20 protein-coding genes are annotated in these 16,870 nt (G+C 74.4%); 13 read left to right on the forward strand and 7 right to left on the reverse strand.

The annotated features are described in order from the left end of the window. The first annotated feature begins 97 nt into the window (after positions 1-97). From ACGF5G_RS06120 to ACGF5G_RS06130, 3 genes are all read left to right on the forward strand, one after another. Entirely contained in the window at positions 98-1,579 is a 1,482-nt protein-coding gene (locus ACGF5G_RS06120) for an ATP-binding protein (protein ID WP_393259428.1), read from the forward strand. Between the two features lie 43 nt (positions 1,580-1,622). After that, positions 1,623-2,039, forward strand: coding sequence for an ATP-binding protein (locus ACGF5G_RS06125; protein ID WP_357450640.1), 417 nt, complete (start codon positions 1,623-1,625; stop codon positions 2,037-2,039). Positions 2,040-2,100: 61 nt separating this feature from the next. Further along, positions 2,101-2,985 carry a DUF5926 family protein gene (locus ACGF5G_RS06130; RefSeq protein WP_393259430.1) on the forward strand — a complete coding sequence of 295 codons (885 nt, stop codon included), beginning with the start codon at positions 2,101-2,103 and terminating at the stop codon, positions 2,983-2,985. Positions 2,986-3,100: 115 nt separating this feature from the next. Here the strand turns inward: ACGF5G_RS06130 and ACGF5G_RS06135 are convergent, their stop codons facing one another. Further along, the gene (locus ACGF5G_RS06135; protein ID WP_393259431.1) at positions 3,101-4,315 is read right to left on the reverse strand and encodes an arginine deiminase; all 1,215 of its coding nucleotides are present in this window, start codon (positions 4,313-4,315) and stop codon (positions 3,101-3,103) included. 160 nt (positions 4,316-4,475) lie between these two features. On the opposite strand from ACGF5G_RS06135, the gene ACGF5G_RS06140 reads away from it, so the two are divergent. The 5 genes from ACGF5G_RS06140 to pheA all read left to right on the forward strand — a co-directional run bounded on the left by ACGF5G_RS06140 (position 4,476) and on the right by pheA (position 7,948). Next, complete coding sequence (locus ACGF5G_RS06140; RefSeq protein ID WP_393259433.1) at positions 4,476-5,216, forward strand: hypothetical protein; 741 nt, start codon at positions 4,476-4,478, stop codon at positions 5,214-5,216. Between the two features lie 176 nt (positions 5,217-5,392). Continuing rightward, positions 5,393-5,851, forward strand: coding sequence for a hypothetical protein (locus ACGF5G_RS06145; RefSeq protein ID WP_393259435.1), 459 nt, complete (start codon positions 5,393-5,395; stop codon positions 5,849-5,851). 75 nt (positions 5,852-5,926) lie between these two features. Then, positions 5,927-6,319 carry an ACT domain-containing protein gene (locus ACGF5G_RS06150; RefSeq protein WP_393259436.1) on the forward strand — a complete coding sequence of 131 codons (393 nt, stop codon included), beginning with the start codon at positions 5,927-5,929 and terminating at the stop codon, positions 6,317-6,319. Positions 6,320-6,475: 156 nt separating this feature from the next. Further along, a complete protein-coding gene (locus ACGF5G_RS06155; RefSeq protein WP_393260626.1) occupies positions 6,476-6,982 on the forward strand; it encodes a hypothetical protein in 507 nt (168 codons plus the stop codon). A gap of 9 nt (positions 6,983-6,991) precedes the next feature. Continuing rightward, entirely contained in the window at positions 6,992-7,948 is a 957-nt protein-coding gene (pheA, locus tag ACGF5G_RS06160) for a prephenate dehydratase (protein ID WP_393259437.1), read from the forward strand. A gap of 79 nt (positions 7,949-8,027) precedes the next feature. Here the strand turns inward: pheA and ACGF5G_RS06165 are convergent, their stop codons facing one another. From ACGF5G_RS06165 to ACGF5G_RS06175, 3 genes are all read right to left on the reverse strand, one after another. After that, positions 8,028-8,750, reverse strand: coding sequence for an AIM24 family protein (locus ACGF5G_RS06165; protein WP_350678421.1), 723 nt, complete (start codon positions 8,748-8,750; stop codon positions 8,028-8,030). A gap of 144 nt (positions 8,751-8,894) precedes the next feature. Next, on the reverse strand, positions 8,895-9,239 hold the full coding sequence (locus ACGF5G_RS06170) for a metallopeptidase family protein (RefSeq protein ID WP_350702725.1): 345 nt from the start codon (positions 9,237-9,239) through the stop codon (positions 8,895-8,897). Positions 9,240-9,351: 112 nt separating this feature from the next. After that, positions 9,352-9,783, reverse strand: coding sequence for an OsmC family protein (locus ACGF5G_RS06175; RefSeq protein ID WP_350702569.1), 432 nt, complete (start codon positions 9,781-9,783; stop codon positions 9,352-9,354). 112 nt (positions 9,784-9,895) lie between these two features. Between ACGF5G_RS06175 and ACGF5G_RS06180 the strand changes: the two genes are divergently transcribed. After that, a complete protein-coding gene (locus ACGF5G_RS06180) occupies positions 9,896-10,642 on the forward strand; it encodes a hypothetical protein (RefSeq protein ID WP_393259440.1) in 747 nt (248 codons plus the stop codon). Between the two features lie 138 nt (positions 10,643-10,780). Here the strand turns inward: ACGF5G_RS06180 and ACGF5G_RS06185 are convergent, their stop codons facing one another. Continuing rightward, positions 10,781-11,302: a GNAT family N-acetyltransferase gene (locus ACGF5G_RS06185; RefSeq protein ID WP_393259442.1), complete on the reverse strand. Its 522-nt coding sequence runs from the start codon at positions 11,300-11,302 to the stop codon at positions 10,781-10,783. Positions 11,303-11,496: 194 nt separating this feature from the next. Here ACGF5G_RS06185 and ACGF5G_RS06190 point away from each other — a divergent pair, with 194 nt between their 5' ends. Both ACGF5G_RS06190 and ACGF5G_RS06195 read left to right on the forward strand, forming a co-directional pair. Then, positions 11,497-12,318, forward strand: coding sequence for an HAD family hydrolase (locus tag ACGF5G_RS06190; RefSeq protein ID WP_350678411.1), 822 nt, complete (start codon positions 11,497-11,499; stop codon positions 12,316-12,318). After that, the gene (locus ACGF5G_RS06195) at positions 12,318-13,130 is read left to right on the forward strand and encodes an HAD family hydrolase (RefSeq protein WP_393259444.1); all 813 of its coding nucleotides are present in this window, start codon (positions 12,318-12,320) and stop codon (positions 13,128-13,130) included. Before ACGF5G_RS06190 ends, ACGF5G_RS06195 begins: the two co-directional genes overlap by 1 nt. Positions 13,131-13,161: 31 nt before the next feature. Here ACGF5G_RS06195 and ACGF5G_RS06200 read toward each other — a convergent pair whose 3' ends face one another. Next, positions 13,162-13,764: a bacterial proteasome activator family protein gene (locus tag ACGF5G_RS06200; RefSeq protein WP_357697925.1), complete on the reverse strand. Its 603-nt coding sequence runs from the start codon at positions 13,762-13,764 to the stop codon at positions 13,162-13,164. Between the two features lie 104 nt (positions 13,765-13,868). Between ACGF5G_RS06200 and ACGF5G_RS06205 the strand changes: the two genes are divergently transcribed. After that, positions 13,869-14,666, forward strand: coding sequence for an alpha/beta hydrolase family protein (locus tag ACGF5G_RS06205; protein WP_393260629.1), 798 nt, complete (start codon positions 13,869-13,871; stop codon positions 14,664-14,666). 79 nt (positions 14,667-14,745) lie between these two features. Continuing rightward, a complete protein-coding gene (locus tag ACGF5G_RS06210; RefSeq protein WP_393259446.1) occupies positions 14,746-15,942 on the forward strand; it encodes an ABC transporter substrate-binding protein in 1,197 nt (398 codons plus the stop codon). An 81-nt stretch (positions 15,943-16,023) separates the two neighbouring features. On the opposite strand, the gene ddaH is transcribed toward ACGF5G_RS06210, so the two are convergent. Beyond that, entirely contained in the window at positions 16,024-16,857 is an 834-nt protein-coding gene (ddaH, locus tag ACGF5G_RS06215; RefSeq protein WP_393259448.1) for a dimethylargininase, read from the reverse strand. Positions 16,858-16,870 lie beyond the last annotated feature (13 nt).

The raw sequence follows: 16,870 nt of genomic DNA on the forward strand, positions 1-16,870 counted from the left end.
CCGGCCCGCCCGGCCCGACGCGGGCGGCCCGGACCGATGGGCGGGATCCGGCCGGGCAGGGGTGTCCGGAAACCGACCGCCGGGGCACACTCGGGGCATGCCGGAGCGCACCGACCTCTCCGCTCTCATCGCCGGCCACACCGCGGTGATCGACTCGATCAACTCCGGCGGCGCCGGCGTCCCCGTCCTCACCCAACTGCTCCGAGTGGTCCGGCCCGCGCTCGACGCGGCGGGCATGGCCTTCGTCGAGTTCGCGCCGACCGGTGGCCGGGTGATCGCCGCCACCGGCGCCGTCGAGTGGATCATCGGCCGCCCCGTCCCGCCCGACGACCCGGCCGTCGCCTGCCTGCTCTCCGGCACCCGGGTACGCCAGGTCCGGACGGACCGGCTCACCGGCAGGCTCGCCGGCGAGCTGGCCGCACGCGGCCTGCTCCGGATGGTGGTCGCCCGCGCGGAGATCGGCGGGCTGACCGTCGGCAGCCTGCACGCGCTCTACCCGGGCGAGGACGGGACGCGGGACGCCGGCCGACACGACGCGATGGGCTACATCGCCTCCTGCATCGCCCACATGTACGGCGACCAGACCGGGCTGCCGGTGCACGGCGACGGCCCGGTGGTGGCGGCGCTGGCGGACGGGCTGGCCGTGGTCGACCGGGACGGGCACGTGCGGCTCTGGAACCCGGCCGCCGCCCAGGTCACCGGCCGTTCCGCGGCCGAGGCGCTCAACCGGCCGCTGCCCTTCCCACTGCCGCCGTCCGGGCAGGTGCTCGACCACCGGTTACCGGACGGCCGCTGGCTCAAGATCACCTCCGGGGAGCTGCCCGGCCCCGGCACCCTGCACGTGGTGACCTTCCGCGACGTCACCGACCAGCAGCGGCGCGACCACGACCGGGACCTCTTCGTCGCCGTGACCAGCCACGAGCTGCGTACGCCGGTGACCGTGATCAAGGGCTACGCCGACACGCTCACCGACCACTGGGAGTCGCTGACCGAGACCGACCGGCGGCAGGCCGCCCGGGTCATCGGGCAGCGCGCCAACGAGCTGGCCCGGCTGGTCGACCGGCTGCTCTCCGCCGCCGCCGAGCCGGGCCCGGGCGACGAGCCGCCCGCCCCGTACGACCTCGGCGACGCGCTGCGCGCGACGGTGACCGACCTGCCGGCGGAGCTGCGGCACCGGCTCGTCCTCCGCATCCCGGCCAACCTGCCGAAGGCGCTCGGCCACCGGCCCAGCCTGGCCACCGTGCTGACGGAGCTGTGCACGAACGCCGGCAAGTACTCCCCGCCCGACTCCCCCATCGAGATCAGCGCGGACGCGGACGGGGCGACCGTCTCCTTCCGGGTCAGCGACCGCGGCATCGGCATCCGGCCCGAGCACGTGGAGCGCGCGTTCGACCGGTTCTGGCAGGGCGAGTCGGGCGACCGCCGCCGCTATCCCGGGGCCGGTCTCGGTCTCTATCTCGTCCGCCGGATCGTTGAACAGCAGAATGGATGGGTATTCCTCCGGCCGAGGGCCGGTGGCGGTACGGTCGCAGAGGTGCGGCTGCCGCACGGGGGACCGGCGACGGGCGGCGGGGCGTGAAGGGGCGAGGGTGTCGACGGGAGCTGCCGAACGGGCATGGTGCGTGGTGGTGCCCCACCACGCCACGGGGGCGCGGCAGGCGCGGCACCGGCTCGCCGACGAGCTGACCGGCGTCGTACCCCCGCCACTCCTGGCCGACCTGGTCGCGGTCCTGGCCGAGCTGGTCGGCAACGCGGTCCGGCACGCCGACCCGCTGCCCGGCGGGGTGGTCCGGGTGGCCTGGCGACTGCGCAGCTCCGCCGCCGGCCAGCAGGTGCAGCTCCGGGTCACCGACGGCGGCGCCGCCGCGGGCCCGCGGATGCGGGTGGCCGACACGGACGCCGTCGACGGCCGCGGCCTGCACATCGTCGCGGGGCTGGCCGACCGCTGGGGCGTCGAGCGCGACGGCCTGGGCCAGAGCGTGTGGGCCGAGTTCGACCCGGCCGACGTCACCCGGTCGGACCTGGCCGTCGCCGGCTGACCGCCCCCGACAGGCGGGTCCTGCCCACGCCGGCCGGCTGCGGCCTCTAGGCTGTGTCGCCGTGAGCAAGCGTCGAAAGAGCCAGCGGGCCGCCGAAGCCACCCCCAAGCGGGAGAAGGTGCGCGACATCTTCGTGCCCCGACCGTTCGAGGGGCTGACCGACGAGCCGGAGTGGATCGCCCTGCGCGAGCTGGTGCCGGCCGCCTCCGCGCCGCTGCGGCTCGCCCCCGCCCTGGTCGAGGAGTTCGGCGACCGCGAGGTCGTCCTCGCCACCGTGCTGCCGATGGCCGCGCCGGCCGTGACGAAACCGGACGGCCGGGTCCTCGTCGGGCTCCAGCGCCACCAGCAGTCCGGCGACGTCTCCCGGGACCTGGCCGAGGCGCTACTCTGCGCGCTGCGGGCCGAGCCGGGCAGCCCGGTGGCCGTGCCGCCGCTGCCCGGACCGGGCCCCCGCCTGCAGGACGTCCTGGTCGACGGTCCGCTGGAGATCACGATGCACGACGGGTTCGAGTTCTGGCTCGACCCGGGGGCCGGCGACGACCCGAACGTGCAGGCGTCCCTGGAACGCGCGAATGCCGCGATCTACCCGACCGTGCGGCTCACCGCCGCCCCGGCCGCGTACTGGTGCCAGGTGCCGGAGAAGGCGCACGTGCGCTGGGTGCTGCCCGACGACGAGGACGCCGCGCTGGACGCGCTGGCCCGGCTGAGCGTGGCCGGCACGCTGACGCTCGGCGAGAACACCCGGTTCGCCGGCATGTTCCGGGCGCACGGTCGGCTGGTGCCGGTCTGGGACCTGCCCGAGGACGTCCCGGCTGCCGACTGGGAGCAGCCGGTCGCCGAGTTCGCCAAGCGGTACGCCGAGGCGCTCGCCGACCCCGCCCCGCTGGACGCCGCCGGCCGGCGCGCCCGGCACGGCCTGCTCGGCCGCCAGCTCACCCTGCGCTGAGCCGCCACGCCCCCGCCGACGCTGCGGGGCGCCCGGCAGTGCCGTGGCCCGGCGGCGCCCGAGGTGTTAGGAAGGGCCCCTTCCTCTACCGTAAGCGTTAGGAAGGTGCCCTTCCTTACCCGGCGAGCGGCTCGCGGACCAGGGGGCAGGACATGCAGCGCGGCCCGCCCCGGCCGGAGCCGAGTTCGGAGCCGGCGATCGGGATGACCTCGATGCCGGCCCGCTCCAGTTGCGCGTTGGTCTCCGTGTTGCGCTCGTAGCCCACGCAGAGCCGGGGCGCGAGGGCGAGGGTGTTGTTGCCGTCGTCCCACTGCTCGCGTTCCGCGGTGACCGGATCCAGGCCGGTGTCGATCACCCGGAGCTGGGCCAGGTCCATCGCGTCGGCGGCGGCCCGCAGGAACGGCGCCGGACCGTCCACCCGCGGGTCCTCCCCGTCCGCCCCGGCGATCACCGTGTACGCCGACAGGGTGTGGGCGACGTTCGGATACATCAGCACGGCGTCGACGTCCACCATCGTGCAGACGGTGTCCAGGTGCATGGTCGCCCGTTCCTGGGCGATCGGCACGACGAGGATGGTGTGCGCCAGCCCGGCGGCGAAGACCTGCCGGGCGAGGCGTTCCGCGCCGGCCGGGGTGGTCCGCTCGCCCACGCCGACGGCCAGCACCCCGGGCGCGAGCAGCAGCACGTCGCCGCCCTCCAGGTGCTCCAGCTCGGGGTGGTAGACGAACTCGGTGCCGGCGAAGCGCGGGTGGTGCCGGTAGATCGCATCGGTCAGCGTGCTCTCCCGCCGCCGGGCCGGCATCGCCAGGCTGGTCACCCCGACCCGGTCGCCGATCCAGAGCGAGGAGTCGCGGGTGAAGAGCAGGTTGGGCAGCGGGTCGATGACGAAGTCGTGCCGGTCCATCAGGGTGTAGACCAGGCCGCCCGGCCGTTCCCGGCTGACCCGCAGTTCCTCGTGGGCCAGCCCGGCGATGAGCACGTCGGCGAGCGCGGCCGGGTCGAGGTACGCGAGGTGGTCGGCGACCCGGGCGCGCAGCGAGTCGCCGAGCCGGGGAGAGCGCAGCGCCTCCTCGGTCAGCTCGGCCCGCGCGTCGGCCACGGCGAGCGTCTCGGCCAGCAGGGTGGCGAGGTAGAGCACCTCGACCCCGCGCTCGCGCAGGGCGGCGGCGAAGGCGTCGTGTTCCTCCTGTGCGCGCCCCACCCAGGGGATGGCGTCGAAAAGCAGCGAGTCGTTGTTGCGTGGCGTGAGCCGGGCGAGTTCCGGGCCGGGCCGGTGCAGCAGCACGGTGCCGAGCCGGCCGACTTCGCTGTCCACGTAGTGGGTCACCATCGCAGCGTAGGGCAGGGTTTGGCGGCATCCGATAAAACAGTGGTGGATGAATATGGCATTCATCCGCACTCACTCCGGCGTTCCAACTTGCCGACACGGGGGACTGGCAACGTAGGGTAGTGAGGACATAACTTCGAGGGACCTTTTGCCGGAGGTCGCGATGACTGTCTTTCCCGCTCGTCGAGCCGTACCGTCCGCCCGGGCACTGCCGCCCGCGGCGGTGCCACATCCCCGCGTGGAGTCGCCGGGGGTGCTCGCGCCGGTCCGTCCGTCCCCGTTGGAGTGGGCCCGCCGCCGTCGGGCGGAGCGGGGCGCCCGCCGGCTGGAGGCGGCCGGCGCGCGGGCGCTCGGCCAGCTCGACCACCTCGGGCCCGCCTGGCACGTCATCGAGTGGCCCCGCACGGACGTGTCCGACCTGTTGCTCGACCACGAGCGCGACGAACGCGCCGGCTTCCTCGCCATCGGGCCGAGCGGGCTCTTCGCGGTCACCATCGCCGACCACGGCCGGGCCCGGGTGCTCGTCGCCGGCGACGTGGTGCAGATCAACGGCAAGCGACCGCCCTACGTGGCGGAGGCCCGCCGCGACGCCAAGCGCGCCAGCAAGGCGCTCTCCGACGCGGTGGGGCTGCCGATCCCGGTGACGCCGGTGCTGACGTTCGTCGGCTCCGGCGTCATCAGCGTCTACGGCCTGCCGAAGGACTGCCTCATGGCCACCCACCGCGAGCTGGACCGCCTGCTCGTCGCCGGGGGCAGCCGGATCAGCCCGGCCACCGCCGAGAAGCTGTCCCGGGTCGCCCAGCACCCAGGCACCTGGATGAACGGCTCCTACCGGCCGGCCGCCGACTACCGGTGGTACGAGGACGGCCGAACGGCCGCTGACAAGCCGGCCGGCCGGCGGTAACGTCACCGGCGACGCCACGCGGCCCGGGTGCCGGTCGGCACCCGCCGGTCGCGCCGTCGCCGGCCGCCCGGTTGGGGCACCCCGTCACCACCGGCGCCCGGTGGCCGCGGCGCGGTCGGCGGCATCCGCGGCGACCGGCTAGCGTGGACAGACCGTCGGTGTACATAGGAGGCGCGGTGGCCCACGTCGAACTCTCGCTTTCTGAAGTGTTCGTGCCGGCGGCGGGGACATCGACAGGGCTGGGGTCCGACAACTTCGGGCAGTGGTCGTCGACCGTCTCCCACGCCGACGAGCCGTGCCTGCTGATCGACGCCGAGACGAGAGTGATCGCCGTCTCCGCCTCGGGCTGCGAGCTGCTCTGCCTGGGCACCCCGGAGGACGTGATCGGGCTGCCGCTGCTCGACGGCGGGCTCCGGCTGCTCGACTTCACCGCCAACCGGGGCGAGCTGACCGAGCCCGAGATCGACAAGATCCCGCCGCTGCTGGCCCTGTCCTCCGGGCGCCTGGCCCGAGGGCTGCTCCGGGTCCAGGCCGCGTCGGCCGACCGGCCGGACTCGACCGTGGACGCGATCTCCACCCCGGTGCTCACCGATGGTTCGGTCGCCGGTTCCCTCACGTTCTTCTCCGAGGTCTGACCTGCGGCGGGATGTGGTGTTCGCCGCACGCGGCGAATCTGGGGCGGGCGCTCTCCGAGGCCGTAAGGTGCCCTCATGCTCGATATCGCTCTGCTGCCGGGGGAGTACGCCGTGTGCCGGATGGCCGCCGGCTCCGCCCTGCCGCCCGAGCTGACGGGCGGGCTGAGCGGCGGCGACGTCGTCACGGTGAGCTGGACCGCCGACGGGATCTCGCTGATCTGCCCCGCCGACCGGGTGCCGGAGCAGGCCGCCACGGAGACGGCCTGGCGCTGCCTGTGGGTCGCCGGGCCGCTCGACCTGGCGGTGAGCGGCACCCTCGCCGCACTGGTGGACCCGCTCGCCGCCGCCCGGGTCAGCGTGGTCGCCTTCTCGACGTACGACACCGACTACCTGTTGGTTCCCTCGGTACGCCTCGGCGAGGCGACCGCCGCGCTGGAGCGGGCCGGCCACCGGGTCCTCCTCGCCTGACCTTCACCCGGCCGCCGGTTCCTCCTAGGATGGGCTCGGCCTCCCGGCCGCAGCGACGCTCCCCGATGTCCCGAGGATCGGCCCGTGCCGCCCACCCCCTCGCGCCCCGCCGCCCCCGACCACCCGACCGGCCACCCCGCCCGGCGCGGCCGGCTCCTGGCCGCCGTGCTGCTGGCCGCGGTGCCGCTGGCCGGCTGCGGCACGCCGCCCGAGCTGCGGAACACCGCCCCCACCACCGCCCCGAGCCGCGCCGCCCCGAGCCCGGCCGGCACACCCACCTTCGCACCGACCTCGCCCCCCGCCACCGGCCTGCCCGGGGCGGCCACCCCGACCGCCGACTCCGGCCTGGTCGCGGTGCCGTGCACCGACGGCCCCTCCGGGAAGCGGGTCGTCGACCTGGTGCGCGGCCGGGGCGGGGTGCTCCCGGGCGGCGCCCGGGTGCGGGTACGAACCGGCCCGCTCTGCGCCGGCGGGTGGCACTACACGGTGCTCGACGTGACCGGGCACGAGGACCTCCAGGTGGTCACCGAGGGCCGGGCGAGCGCTCCGCGGCTGGTCACCGCCGGCACCGACGTCTGCACGGTCGAGGTCCGGGCCGCCGGGCCGCCCGGCATCCGAACCCTGGTCTGCGACGGCGGGTCGGCCGGCGTGCCGGGTGCGTAGGCTGTCGCCATGCCGGGAACACCGCCGACGCGCTTCGTCTACCTCGGGCCCGAGGGCACCTTCGCCGAGCAGGCGCTGAACACCATCCCCGCCGCCGAACGGGGCAGCCGCGCACCGGCCCGCAGCGTGCCGGAGGCGCTGGACGGCGTACGGGCCGGGGAGGCGGACGCCGCCCTGGTGCCGCTGGAGAACTCGATCGGCGGCGCGGTCGGGGTGACCCTGGACGAGTTGGCCGAGGGGGAACCTCTGGTGATCACCCGTGAGGTGATCCTGCCGGTCGAGTTCGTGCTCGCCGCCCGGCCCGGCACGGCGCTCGCGGGGGTCCGCAACGTCGCCGCCCATCCGCAGGCGTCCACCCAGTGCCGGGGCTGGCTGCGCGCCCACCTGCCGGACGCGGTCGTGGTCGACGTGCTCTCCAACGGCGCGGCCGCGGCCGGTGCCGCCGCCGGCGAGTACGACGCGGCGATCTGCGCCCCGATCGGGGCCGCCCGGCACCGGCTCGACGTGCTCGCCGACAAGATCGCCGACCACCCGGACGCGGTGACCCGCTTCGCGCTGGTGTCCCGCCCCGGCCCGCCCCCGCCGCCGACCGGTGACGACGTGACCTCGCTGGCGGTCTACATCGCCCACGACCGGGTGGGCGCGCTGCTGGCGGTGCTGATGGAGTTGGCGGTCCGGGGCGTCAACATGAGCCGGATCGAGTCCCGCCCGACCGGCGAGGCGCTCGGCCGGTACGTCTTCTTCCTCGACTGCACCGGGCACGTGGCGGACGTCCGGCTCGGGGAGGCGTTGCAGGGGCTGCGCCGGGTCTGCGCCGACGTGCGTTTCCTGGGCTCGTACCCCCGGCACCGCTGGACCGCGGCGGCGGGCGACCGGCCGGTTCCCGCGCCGCCCGGCCTCTCGGACGCCGACTACGCCGACGCCGCCGCCTGGCTGGCCCGCCTGCGCGCCGGCGACCTCACCTGACGGCACCGCCCCCGATCGCGGCGGACCCGGCGGGGCCGGGCGAGACGCGGGCGGGGGCGGTGCGCGTGCGGGGCGCGGGTCAGCTGAGCAGGCCGCCGAGCAGGCCGCCCTGCTGCTCCTGGGCGCCGCTGCCCATGATCGGCGGCTCCTCGGAGGGCTGCACGACGACGAAGCCCTGGCCGGCGAAGCTCATCGTGAACGCCTCGCCGGTGCGCCGGCCGAGCAGCGTGCCGAGGCCGAGCTGCTCCGCCCGGTGGTAGCCGGTCTGGAGGTTGGCCGACCAGCAGACCGCCGCCTGCGGGTCGACGTAGGTGGGCGCGTCGACGTTGAGCACGACCGGCGTGCCCTTGGTGGTGATGGCGATCCGACCGTGGCCGGTGAAGACGCAGTTGAACAGGCCCGACGAGGAGGCCATGCCGGCCCCGCCGACCATCCGGATGTCGTACTGGAGGGTGGAGTCGAACGCCAGCACGCTGGAGCCGTTGATGGAGAGAGCGTCGCCCGGCTCCAGGTCGATGACGTGCACGTCCTTGGCGAAGTCGGCGAGGAAGACGTCACCCCGGCCGGTGACCTTCATCAGCGGGACGCCCTCGCCGGTCAGCTTCTGCTTGAGGAACTTGCCGAGCCCCCCGGAGCCGAGCGCCTGGAACTGCACCTGTCCCTGGTAGGCGACCATCGACCCGACGCGGGCCATCGCCTCGCCGTTGAGTTCGATCTTCAACATCTTGGAGTTCTGCAGCCGCATGCCGGGCTGCGCGGACTCCTTCTCCAGGTTCTCCGCGGAGAAGAGCTCGCTGCGCATGGAAGTGCCTCCTGATTTCGCGATGCCTGGACCGACGGTAGGCGTACGCCGCAACCGCCGACCACCGGCCGACCGGCCCGGCCCGGACGCCGGTCGGCGCGGCCCCCGGCCCGCCCGCCGGTGGCGGCATCGGTCGCGCGCCCGCTAGCCCCAGCCCAGCTCGTGCAGCCGCTCGTCGTCGATGCCGAAGTGGTGGGCGATCTCGTGCACCACCGTCACCGCGACCTCGTCCACCACGTCCTCGTCGTCGTCGCAGAGGCGCAGGATCGGGTTGCGGTAGATGAGGATGCGGTCCGGCAGCACGCCGGAGTAGTCCCAGCCCCGCTCGGTGAGGGCGTGGCCCTCGTAGAGGCCGAGCAGGTCCTCGCCGGGGGGCGGGTCGTCCTCCACCAGGATCACGACGTTGCTCATCAGGGCGAGCAGTTCCTCGGGCACCTCGTCGAGCGCGTCGCCGACCAGCTCCTCGAAGCGCTCGCGGCTCATCTCCACCGGCACCCGCCCATTCTGCCCGACGGCGCGGCCCGCGCGGCCCGGCCAAGATCGGCGCGCCTCCACCGGAAGGGTGGCTCCCCGTGGAGGCGTACGCCGACGGAGGAGGCGGTCAGGAGGCGAGGCGGGCGGTCAGGGTGATCTGCGCGCCCGGGGAGAGCAGCCGCGAGATCGGGCAGTTCTCCTTGGCGGTCTCGGCGAGCTTGGTGAACTGCGCCTCGTCGATGCCCGGCACGTCGCCGACCGTGTCGAGCTCGATCCGGGTGACGGTGAACCCGGCGTCGGTCTTGTCCAGGTGGACCTTGGCGGTGGTCTCCACCGAGGAGGGCGGCGAGCCGGCCTCGGCGAGGGCCTTGGAGAACGCCATGGAGAAGCAGCCGGCGTGCGCCGCGCCGACCAGCTCCTCCGGGTTGGTGCCCTCACCCTCCTCGAAACGCGACTTGAAGGAGTAGTTACCCTCCAGCCCGCCCTTGCCGGTGCGGACCGTGCCGGACCCCTCGGTGAGGTTGCCCTGCCAACGTGCGGAAGCGGTACGGATAGGCATGCCCCCGACGCTATCGGAAAGGGCACCGACCGGCGACCGTTCACGCTCCGCGTCCCCGGGTGCGTACTGTGTCATGATTCGGCTCAGGCCCGCGAACGCGGAAGGGTGGCCGATGTCCCAGGATCTCCCCATTCCCCGCCAGGACCACCGGTCCGACGGCACCGCCGTCGTGGAGTGGGGCGGGGCGGAGGCGGCCCCCGCGGGCCGGCTCGGGCGTACGCTCTCCGGCCTGGGCCGGGACCACCGGCTGCCGCCGCTGCTGGCGGCGCTGGGCGCGGTGGCCGCCGTCGCCTCGCTGCTCGGCGAGTGGCAGGTGATGACGATCCCCGACGCCGGCCCGCAGGGCAACACGCCGGTGCGGGTGCCGGGCGGGGTGTCCGACATCGGCGGCTTCGGGGTCGGCTACCTGGTCGGGCTGCTGGCGCTGGCCTGCGCGGTGACGCTCGCGCTGCGCGGCACCGCTGCGGTGCGGCGCAATGTCCGGCTCGCCGGCCTGACCCTGGCCGGGGCACTGCTGGCGCTGCTGGCCGCGACCGCCGCCTCGCTGGACGAGGCGGGCCAGCGCGTCTTCTTCTACTCGACGGACGACGGGTTCCGGGTCGAGTACGGGCGGGGCCTGGTGGCGGCGTTCGTCGCGTGCGTGCTCTTCGCGGCGGCACTGAAGCTGGCCCCGGTCGGGGTGGCCACGCCGGACGAGGAGGCCGCCGACGAGGCAGCGGCCACCGACGAGGGGGAGCCGGTCGACCGGCGCCGCCGGAGTCTCAGGGCCCGCGACCTGGCGGACGACGCGCTGCCCCCACCGGCCGACCTCACGGTCGGGCCGGCCGTCCCCTTCGCCCGACCCGAGCCCCGGGACTGACCCGGCCGTCCGCCGCGCCCTCCAATCCGGCCCGCAGCCGCACCCGGCGCGCTCAAGCACCCGGCGCGCTCCGGCACCCGGCGCGCTCCGGCACCCGGCCCGCTCAAGCACCCGGCGCGCTCCGGCACCCGGGCCCGCTCAGGGGGCGGCCCAGCGGACCTCGCCGTCGACCAGTTCGTCGGTGGCGCGCAGGCCGAGCCGCTCGGCCACCCGGGCGGAGGCCCGGTGGTCGGGGTGCACGTGCGCGACGAGGGCCGCGATGCCCTGCTCCGCCAGCCAGCCGACCATGCCGGCCGCGGCCTCGCCGGCGTAGCCGCGGCCCTGCCGCGGTGCCACGACCACCCAGGCCAGCTCGGCGACCGGCCGGTCGCCGTCGAGCCGCACGGTGGCCTGCACGGTCCCGACCGCGTCGCCGGTGTCCCGGTGCCGCACGACCCAGTTGAGCCAGCCCTCCCCGCCGTCCGGGGACCGCCCGACCGCCTGCCGGCGGTAGCGCTCCCGCAGCTGCTCGGGGTTCGCCGGGCTGCCGCCCGTGTACTCGTGCAGGGTCGGGTCGTCGAGGAGCGGGGCGAGTTCCTCGGCGTGGTCGACACGGAGGGGCTCCAGCAGCAGCCGCTCCGTGCCGATGGTCTCCGCCACCGGCCAGTCCCGCTCTCCCATCCGCCCACCGTACGGCCGCCCCGCCGGACCGGGACGGGGACACCCGCGGGCCGTCGTCCGTTGGCACCGACTTCGCCCAAAGGCAATGGTCGGTACCTGCCGCGCGAGGTACGGTTGCTGCCCGCCGTCACTCAGGGTCGAGGCATCGACGACCGAAACGGCTGGTTGCGGCGGCGGCGGGCAAAGGAGGAACGATGACCCGCCCGGGCCTGCCCAAGCTGATCGCCACCGATCTCGACGGGACGCTCGTCCGCAGCGACGAGACCGTCTCCGCGTACACCCACGGGGTGCTGGACCGGGTGCGTGCCGCCGGGATCCCGGTGGTCGGCGCGACCGGCCGCGGTCCCCGGCTGGCCGAGCTCACCCGCAACGACATCCGCGCCGCCGACTTCCTGGTGATGGCGGGCGGCGGTCGCGTGGTCGACCAGAGCGACCCGGCCGGGCCGGTGGTGCTGCGCGACGAGCGCCTCCCCGCCGAGGTGCTGGCCACGCTGCTCGCCGACCTGGAGGTGGCGGTGGGGCCGCTGACGGTGATGGTCGAGGCGTCGGACGAGCACGACGCGCCGCTCTGGGGCGACTACCACCCGAGCTGGCCCTACCAGGACGCGTTCGAGGCGCGCAGCCGCGCCGAGTGCCTCTCCTGCGACGTGATCAAGGCGTTCGTCCGGACCGCCGACCACCACGTCGACGAGCTGCTCGCCGTCGCCCGGGAGGTCGTCCCGCCGGAGGTCGCCACGCTCACCCAGGCGGGGCTGGGCTTCGTGGAGATCTGCCCGCCGGGGGTGGACAAGTCCACCGGGCTGGCCGTCGTGGCGCAGCGGCTCGGCGTCGACCCGGCCGAGGTGCTGGTCTTCGGCGACATGCCCAACGACCTGCCGATGTTCGCGTGGGCCGGCTGGGCCCGGGTGGCGGTCTCCAACGCCCACCCGACGGTCCGCGCCGCCGCCGACGAGGTGACGCTGCGCAACGACGACGACGGGGTGGCGGTGTACCTCGATCGGCTACTGTCCCGCTGATGGGAGAAGCACCTCGGCTGATCGCCACCGACATCGACGGCACCCTGCTACGGGACGACCGCACCCTCAGCCCGCACACCGCCGACGTGCTGGCGCGGATCTCCGCGCGGGGCACGCCGGTCGTGCTGGTCACCGGCCGTCCGATCCGCTGGCTGAAGCTCGTGTACGACCAGCTCGCCGAGCCGCTGCCGGCGATCTGCGCCAACGGCGCGGTGGTCTACGACCCGGCCGCCGACGAGGTGCTCCGGGCCGACCCGCTCGCGCCGGAACTGCTCGCCGAGGTGGCCCGGCGGCTACGCGCCGAGGTGCCCGACATCAGCTTCGCCGTGGAGATCGTCGACAGCCGGCAGATGCGGCACGAGGCGCACTACCCGCTGCGCTGGGACGCCGACCACGAGGCGATCCGGGCGGTCGAGACCCCGGAGGAGCTGCTGTCGGCGCCGGCGGTGAAGCTGCTGGCCCGGGCCGCCGACCAGGACCCGGACGCCTTCGTCGCGCTGGTCGCCGGGGCGCTGGAGGGGCTGGCCGAGGCGACCCACTCGTCGTACTCGGGGCTGGTGGAGATCTCCGCCGCGGGCGTGACCAAGGCGGCCGGGCTGGCGTGGTACTGCGCCCGGCTCGGGATCGACGCCCGGGACGTGCTCGCCTTCGGCGACATGCCCAACGACGTGCCGATGCTGACCTGGGCCGGGCGGGGGGTGGCGGTGGCGAACGCGCACCGCGCCGTCCTGGCGGTCGCCGACGAGGTGACCTCGGCGAACTCGGCGGACGGCGTGGCGGCGTACCTGGAGAAGGTCTTCGGGGTGGGCTGACGGCCGGCCGTGGCCCGGCCGGCCGTCACGCTCAGAGGTACTGGCCGGTGCTGTGCCCCTCGCCACCCTGCGGCTGGCCCATGCCCGGCATGCCCGGCATCACGCCGCCGGGGCCGCTGGGCAGCGCCTGCCGGCCCGAACGCATCTGTTCGAGCTGGACCCGGGCGGCCATCTGCTGGGCGACCAGGGCCGCCTGGATGCCGTGGAAGAGGCCCTCCAGCCAGCCGACGAGCTGGGCGTGCGCGATGCGCAGCTCGCTCTCACTGGGCGCCTTCTCCTCGGTGAAGGGCAGGGAGATCCGCTCCAGCTCGTCCCGCAGCTCGGGGGCGAGCCCCTCCTTGAGCTCGACGATCGACCGCTCGTGGATCTCCCGCATCCGGTGCCGGCTGGCGTCGTCGAGCGGGGCGGCCTTGACCTCCTCCAGCAGCTGCTTGATCATGCTGCCGATCCGCATCACCTTGGCCGGCTGCTCGACCAGTCGGGTGGGGTCCTCGCCGGCGGCCTCGTCGGTCTGCACGGTGCCGACCGGCCGCCCGTCCGGGCCGACCACCACCACCGTTCCGGAGTGACCGGTGCCGTCCTGGCCCGGCTCGTCGTTCTGTCCAGCGGAGTGCGCTTCGGTCATGGGGTCCATCTTTACCCAGCCGCACGGCACACCGCGCCCGGGGACCGATCCCCGACGCCGGATCGGCGGGTGATCCGCGCTACGGTCGCGCCATGCCCGCCGACCCGCGCGCCATGCCCGCCGACCCGCGCGCCGTGCTCAGCCGCCCCGCCCCGGCCCCGGACGCCGCCGTCTCCTACGGCGACCACCCGGACCAGGTCGCCGACCTGCGCCGACCCGCCGGGTCCGGTCCGGCCCGGCCGCTGGTCGTGGTGGTGCACGGCGGCTTCTGGCGGGCCGAGTACGACCGGCGGCACACCGACCCGCTGGCCGCCGCGCTGGCCGCGCTCGGCCACCCGGTGGCCCAGGTGGAGTACCGCAGGACGGGGCAGCCGGGCGGCGGCTGGCCCGGGACACTGACCGATGTGCTGACCGGCGTGACGGAGCTGCCCCGGCTGGCGGCCGAGGCGTTGCCCGGGCGGGTCGCCGCCGGGCCGCCGGTCCTGGTGGGCCACTCCGCCGGCGGGCACCTGGCGTTGTACGTGGCGGCGACCGCCCCGGCCGCCGTCGGGGGCGTGCTGGCCCTGGCCCCGGTGTCGGACCTCGCCGAGGCGTACCGGCTGGATCTGGACTCCGGGGCGGTGGCCGGCCTGCTGGGCGGCGGCCCGGCCGACCTCCCCGACCGGTACGCCGCCGCCGATCCACGGTCGCTGGTGCCCATTCCGATACGTACAGTAGTCGTACATGGTGCGCTGGACGAGCAGGTGCCGGTGGCGATGAGCCGCGAGTTCGTCGCGGCCGACCGGGCGGCAGGTGGCGACATCGGCCTCGTTGAGCTGCCAGAATGCGAACATTTCGGGCTCATCGATCCGGAGTCGACGGCATGGCCGGAGGTCACGGCTGCTATTCGATCTCTGTTGGAAGGTCGCTAAGCATTGACGGAGCGTCGCTGACCCGGTAGAACGCCGAGGGGGCGCGATCCGCCCTGCAACGCTCCCTGGAAGGAACCCGGTGTCGCAGATGAACCGCAGGCGGGCACTCCAACTGCTGGCCGCGCTCGGAACGGCGGGCCTCGCCGCCGGCTGCGGCACCGACACGGCCGAGGGCGAAGCGGCCAACGACGGAAGCCCGATCAAGATCGGCCTCATCGCGCCCACCAGTGGAGGTCTCAAGGCGATCGGCGACGAGATCACCAACGGCTTCCAACTCTTCCTCGACCTCAACGGAAACGGCCTGGGCGGGCACCCGGTCACCCTGCTCACCGCCGACGAGGGCGAGAGCGTGAAGACCGGCAAGGCCGCCGTCGAGGGGCTGCTCAAGCAGGGCGTGCTCGCCCTCACCGGCGTGGTCGACTCGAACGTCATGTTCGGCATCCGGGACACCGTCGAGCAGGCCCGGGTGCCGCTGATCGGCTCCAACGCCTCGCCGACCAGCCTCCAGAGCGTCGTCTACATCTGGCGGACGTCGTACGTGCTGGACGAGGCGGGCCGGGCACTGGGGCGCTACCTGCGGGAGCAGTTGGGATCCTCGGCGCGGCTGGCGATCGTCGCACCGGAGAACGCCGGCGGCCAGGACGTGGTGCGGGGCTTCAAGCAGGAGTTCGGCGAGTCCGACCCGCGCATCAAGGACCCGGTGACCTGGACGGGCGTCTTCACCAACCCGTCGAAGTCCGCGTACCGGGCCGACATCCGCACGGCGCTGAGCCGCAAGCCCGACGCCGTGTTCTGCTTCTACGCCGGGCCGTCGGCGGTCGAGTTCATCAAGCAGCTCCGCATCGAGGGCTTCACCGGCAGGGTCTACGCCCCGGGCTTCCTCACCGAGGGCACGGTCCTGGAGAGCGTGAAGGCCGAGGATGCGACGGGCATCCAGACCGCCCTCAACTACTCGGCCGACCTGAACAACAACGCCAACCGGCGGTTCGCCTCCGCGTACCGCAAGAAGCACGGCACCTCGCCCACCACCTACGCCATGGCCTCGTACGACGCGGCACAGGTGCTCGACCAGGCCATCCGGATCGCCGGCGTGACGCCCAACCCGCAGCAGGTCAACCTGGCGCTCGGCAAGATCGGCCAGATCGACAGCCCGCGCGGGGTGTGGCAGTTCAACCAGCCGCGCACGCCGCAGCAGAAGTGGTACCTGCGCGAGGTGCAGCTCGACGGCCAGGTGCTGTCGAACGTGCTGGTCACGGAGCTGGCCACGCTCGGCTGAGCGCCCCGCACCACACGCGAGGGGGCCGGCCTCCCCACCCGGGAGGCCGGCCCCCTCGTCGTACGCCTCGCGCGGCTCGGCTCAGTGGCGCAGCTCGGCGATGCAGCACTTCACGCTGCCGCCGCCCTTCTTCAGCTCGGCCAGTTCGACGGGGACCGGGTGGTAGCCGGCCGCCTTCAGCTTCCCGGCCAGCCGGGTCGCCGCGCTGTTGAGCACCACGTTGAGCCCGTCGCTGACCAGGTTCAGGCCGAACGCCAGCGCGTCCTCGTCGTCCGCGACCACCGCGTCGGGGAAGAGTTGGGCGAGCACCTTCTGGCTGGCCGCCGAGAAGGCGCCCGGGTAGTAGACGATGTTCTCGTCGTCGATCGACGCCAGCGCCACGTCCAGGTGGTAGAACCGCGGGTCGACCAGGCGCAGCGACACCACCGGGCGGCCGAGCGCCTCCTGCGCCTCGGCGTGGGCCGGCAGCTCGGTGCGGAAGCCGTGCCCGGCGAGGACCAGCCCGCCGTGCGCCTCGGGCAGGTACGCGAAGTCGCCCTCGCCCTCGTTCGTCTCGCTCGGCGCGATGAACCGCCAGCCCTGCGACTCGTAGAACGCCCGGTGCGCGGCGGCCTCGGCGGCCCGCTGCTCGTGCTTGAATTGCGCGCCGTAGACGATGCCGTCGACCACGAACGCGCCGTTGGCCGCGAAGACCATGTCGGGCAGGCCCCGCTCGGGCGTGAGCAGGTGCACCTCGTGGCCGAGGCCGACCAGGGTCTCCCGCAGCCGGTCCCACTGCTTGACCGCCAGCTCCGGGTCGACCGGGGTGCTGACGTCCATCCACGGGTTGATCGCGTACTCGACCGCGAAGTGCTCCGGCGAGCACATGAGATATGTCCGCTTTCGCGGGACTCGCTGCTGGTTCACGGTGACCAAGGGTAGGTACCGT

Source organism: Micromonospora sp. NPDC047730 (genome assembly GCF_043204765.1).
Classification (GTDB): Bacteria; Actinomycetota; Actinomycetes; order Mycobacteriales; family Micromonosporaceae; genus Micromonospora.

Coding starts and splice junctions, on each gene's coding strand:
- ACGF5G_RS06180 (WP_393259440.1), top strand. CDS start 9,896: ATGTCCCAGGATCTCCCCATTCCCCGCCAGGACCACCGGTCCGACGGC.
- ACGF5G_RS06165 (WP_350678421.1), bottom strand. CDS start 8,750: ATGCGCAGCGAGCTCTTCTCCGCGGAGAACCTGGAGAAGGAGTCCGCG.
- ACGF5G_RS06140 (WP_393259433.1), top strand. CDS start 4,476: ATGACTGTCTTTCCCGCTCGTCGAGCCGTACCGTCCGCCCGGGCACTG.
- ACGF5G_RS06150 (WP_393259436.1), top strand. CDS start 5,927: ATGCTCGATATCGCTCTGCTGCCGGGGGAGTACGCCGTGTGCCGGATG.
- ACGF5G_RS06205 (WP_393260629.1), top strand. CDS start 13,869: ATGCCCGCCGACCCGCGCGCCGTGCTCAGCCGCCCCGCCCCGGCCCCG.
- ACGF5G_RS06120 (WP_393259428.1), top strand. CDS start 98: ATGCCGGAGCGCACCGACCTCTCCGCTCTCATCGCCGGCCACACCGCG.
- ACGF5G_RS06200 (WP_357697925.1), bottom strand. CDS start 13,764: ATGGACCCCATGACCGAAGCGCACTCCGCTGGACAGAACGACGAGCCG.
- ACGF5G_RS06175 (WP_350702569.1), bottom strand. CDS start 9,783: ATGCCTATCCGTACCGCTTCCGCACGTTGGCAGGGCAACCTCACCGAG.
- ACGF5G_RS06195 (WP_393259444.1), top strand. CDS start 12,318: ATGGGAGAAGCACCTCGGCTGATCGCCACCGACATCGACGGCACCCTG.
- ACGF5G_RS06185 (WP_393259442.1), bottom strand. CDS start 11,302: ATGGGAGAGCGGGACTGGCCGGTGGCGGAGACCATCGGCACGGAGCGG.
- ACGF5G_RS06190 (WP_350678411.1), top strand. CDS start 11,497: ATGACCCGCCCGGGCCTGCCCAAGCTGATCGCCACCGATCTCGACGGG.
- pheA (WP_393259437.1), top strand. CDS start 6,992: ATGCCGGGAACACCGCCGACGCGCTTCGTCTACCTCGGGCCCGAGGGC.
- ACGF5G_RS06135 (WP_393259431.1), bottom strand. CDS start 4,315: ATGGTGACCCACTACGTGGACAGCGAAGTCGGCCGGCTCGGCACCGTG.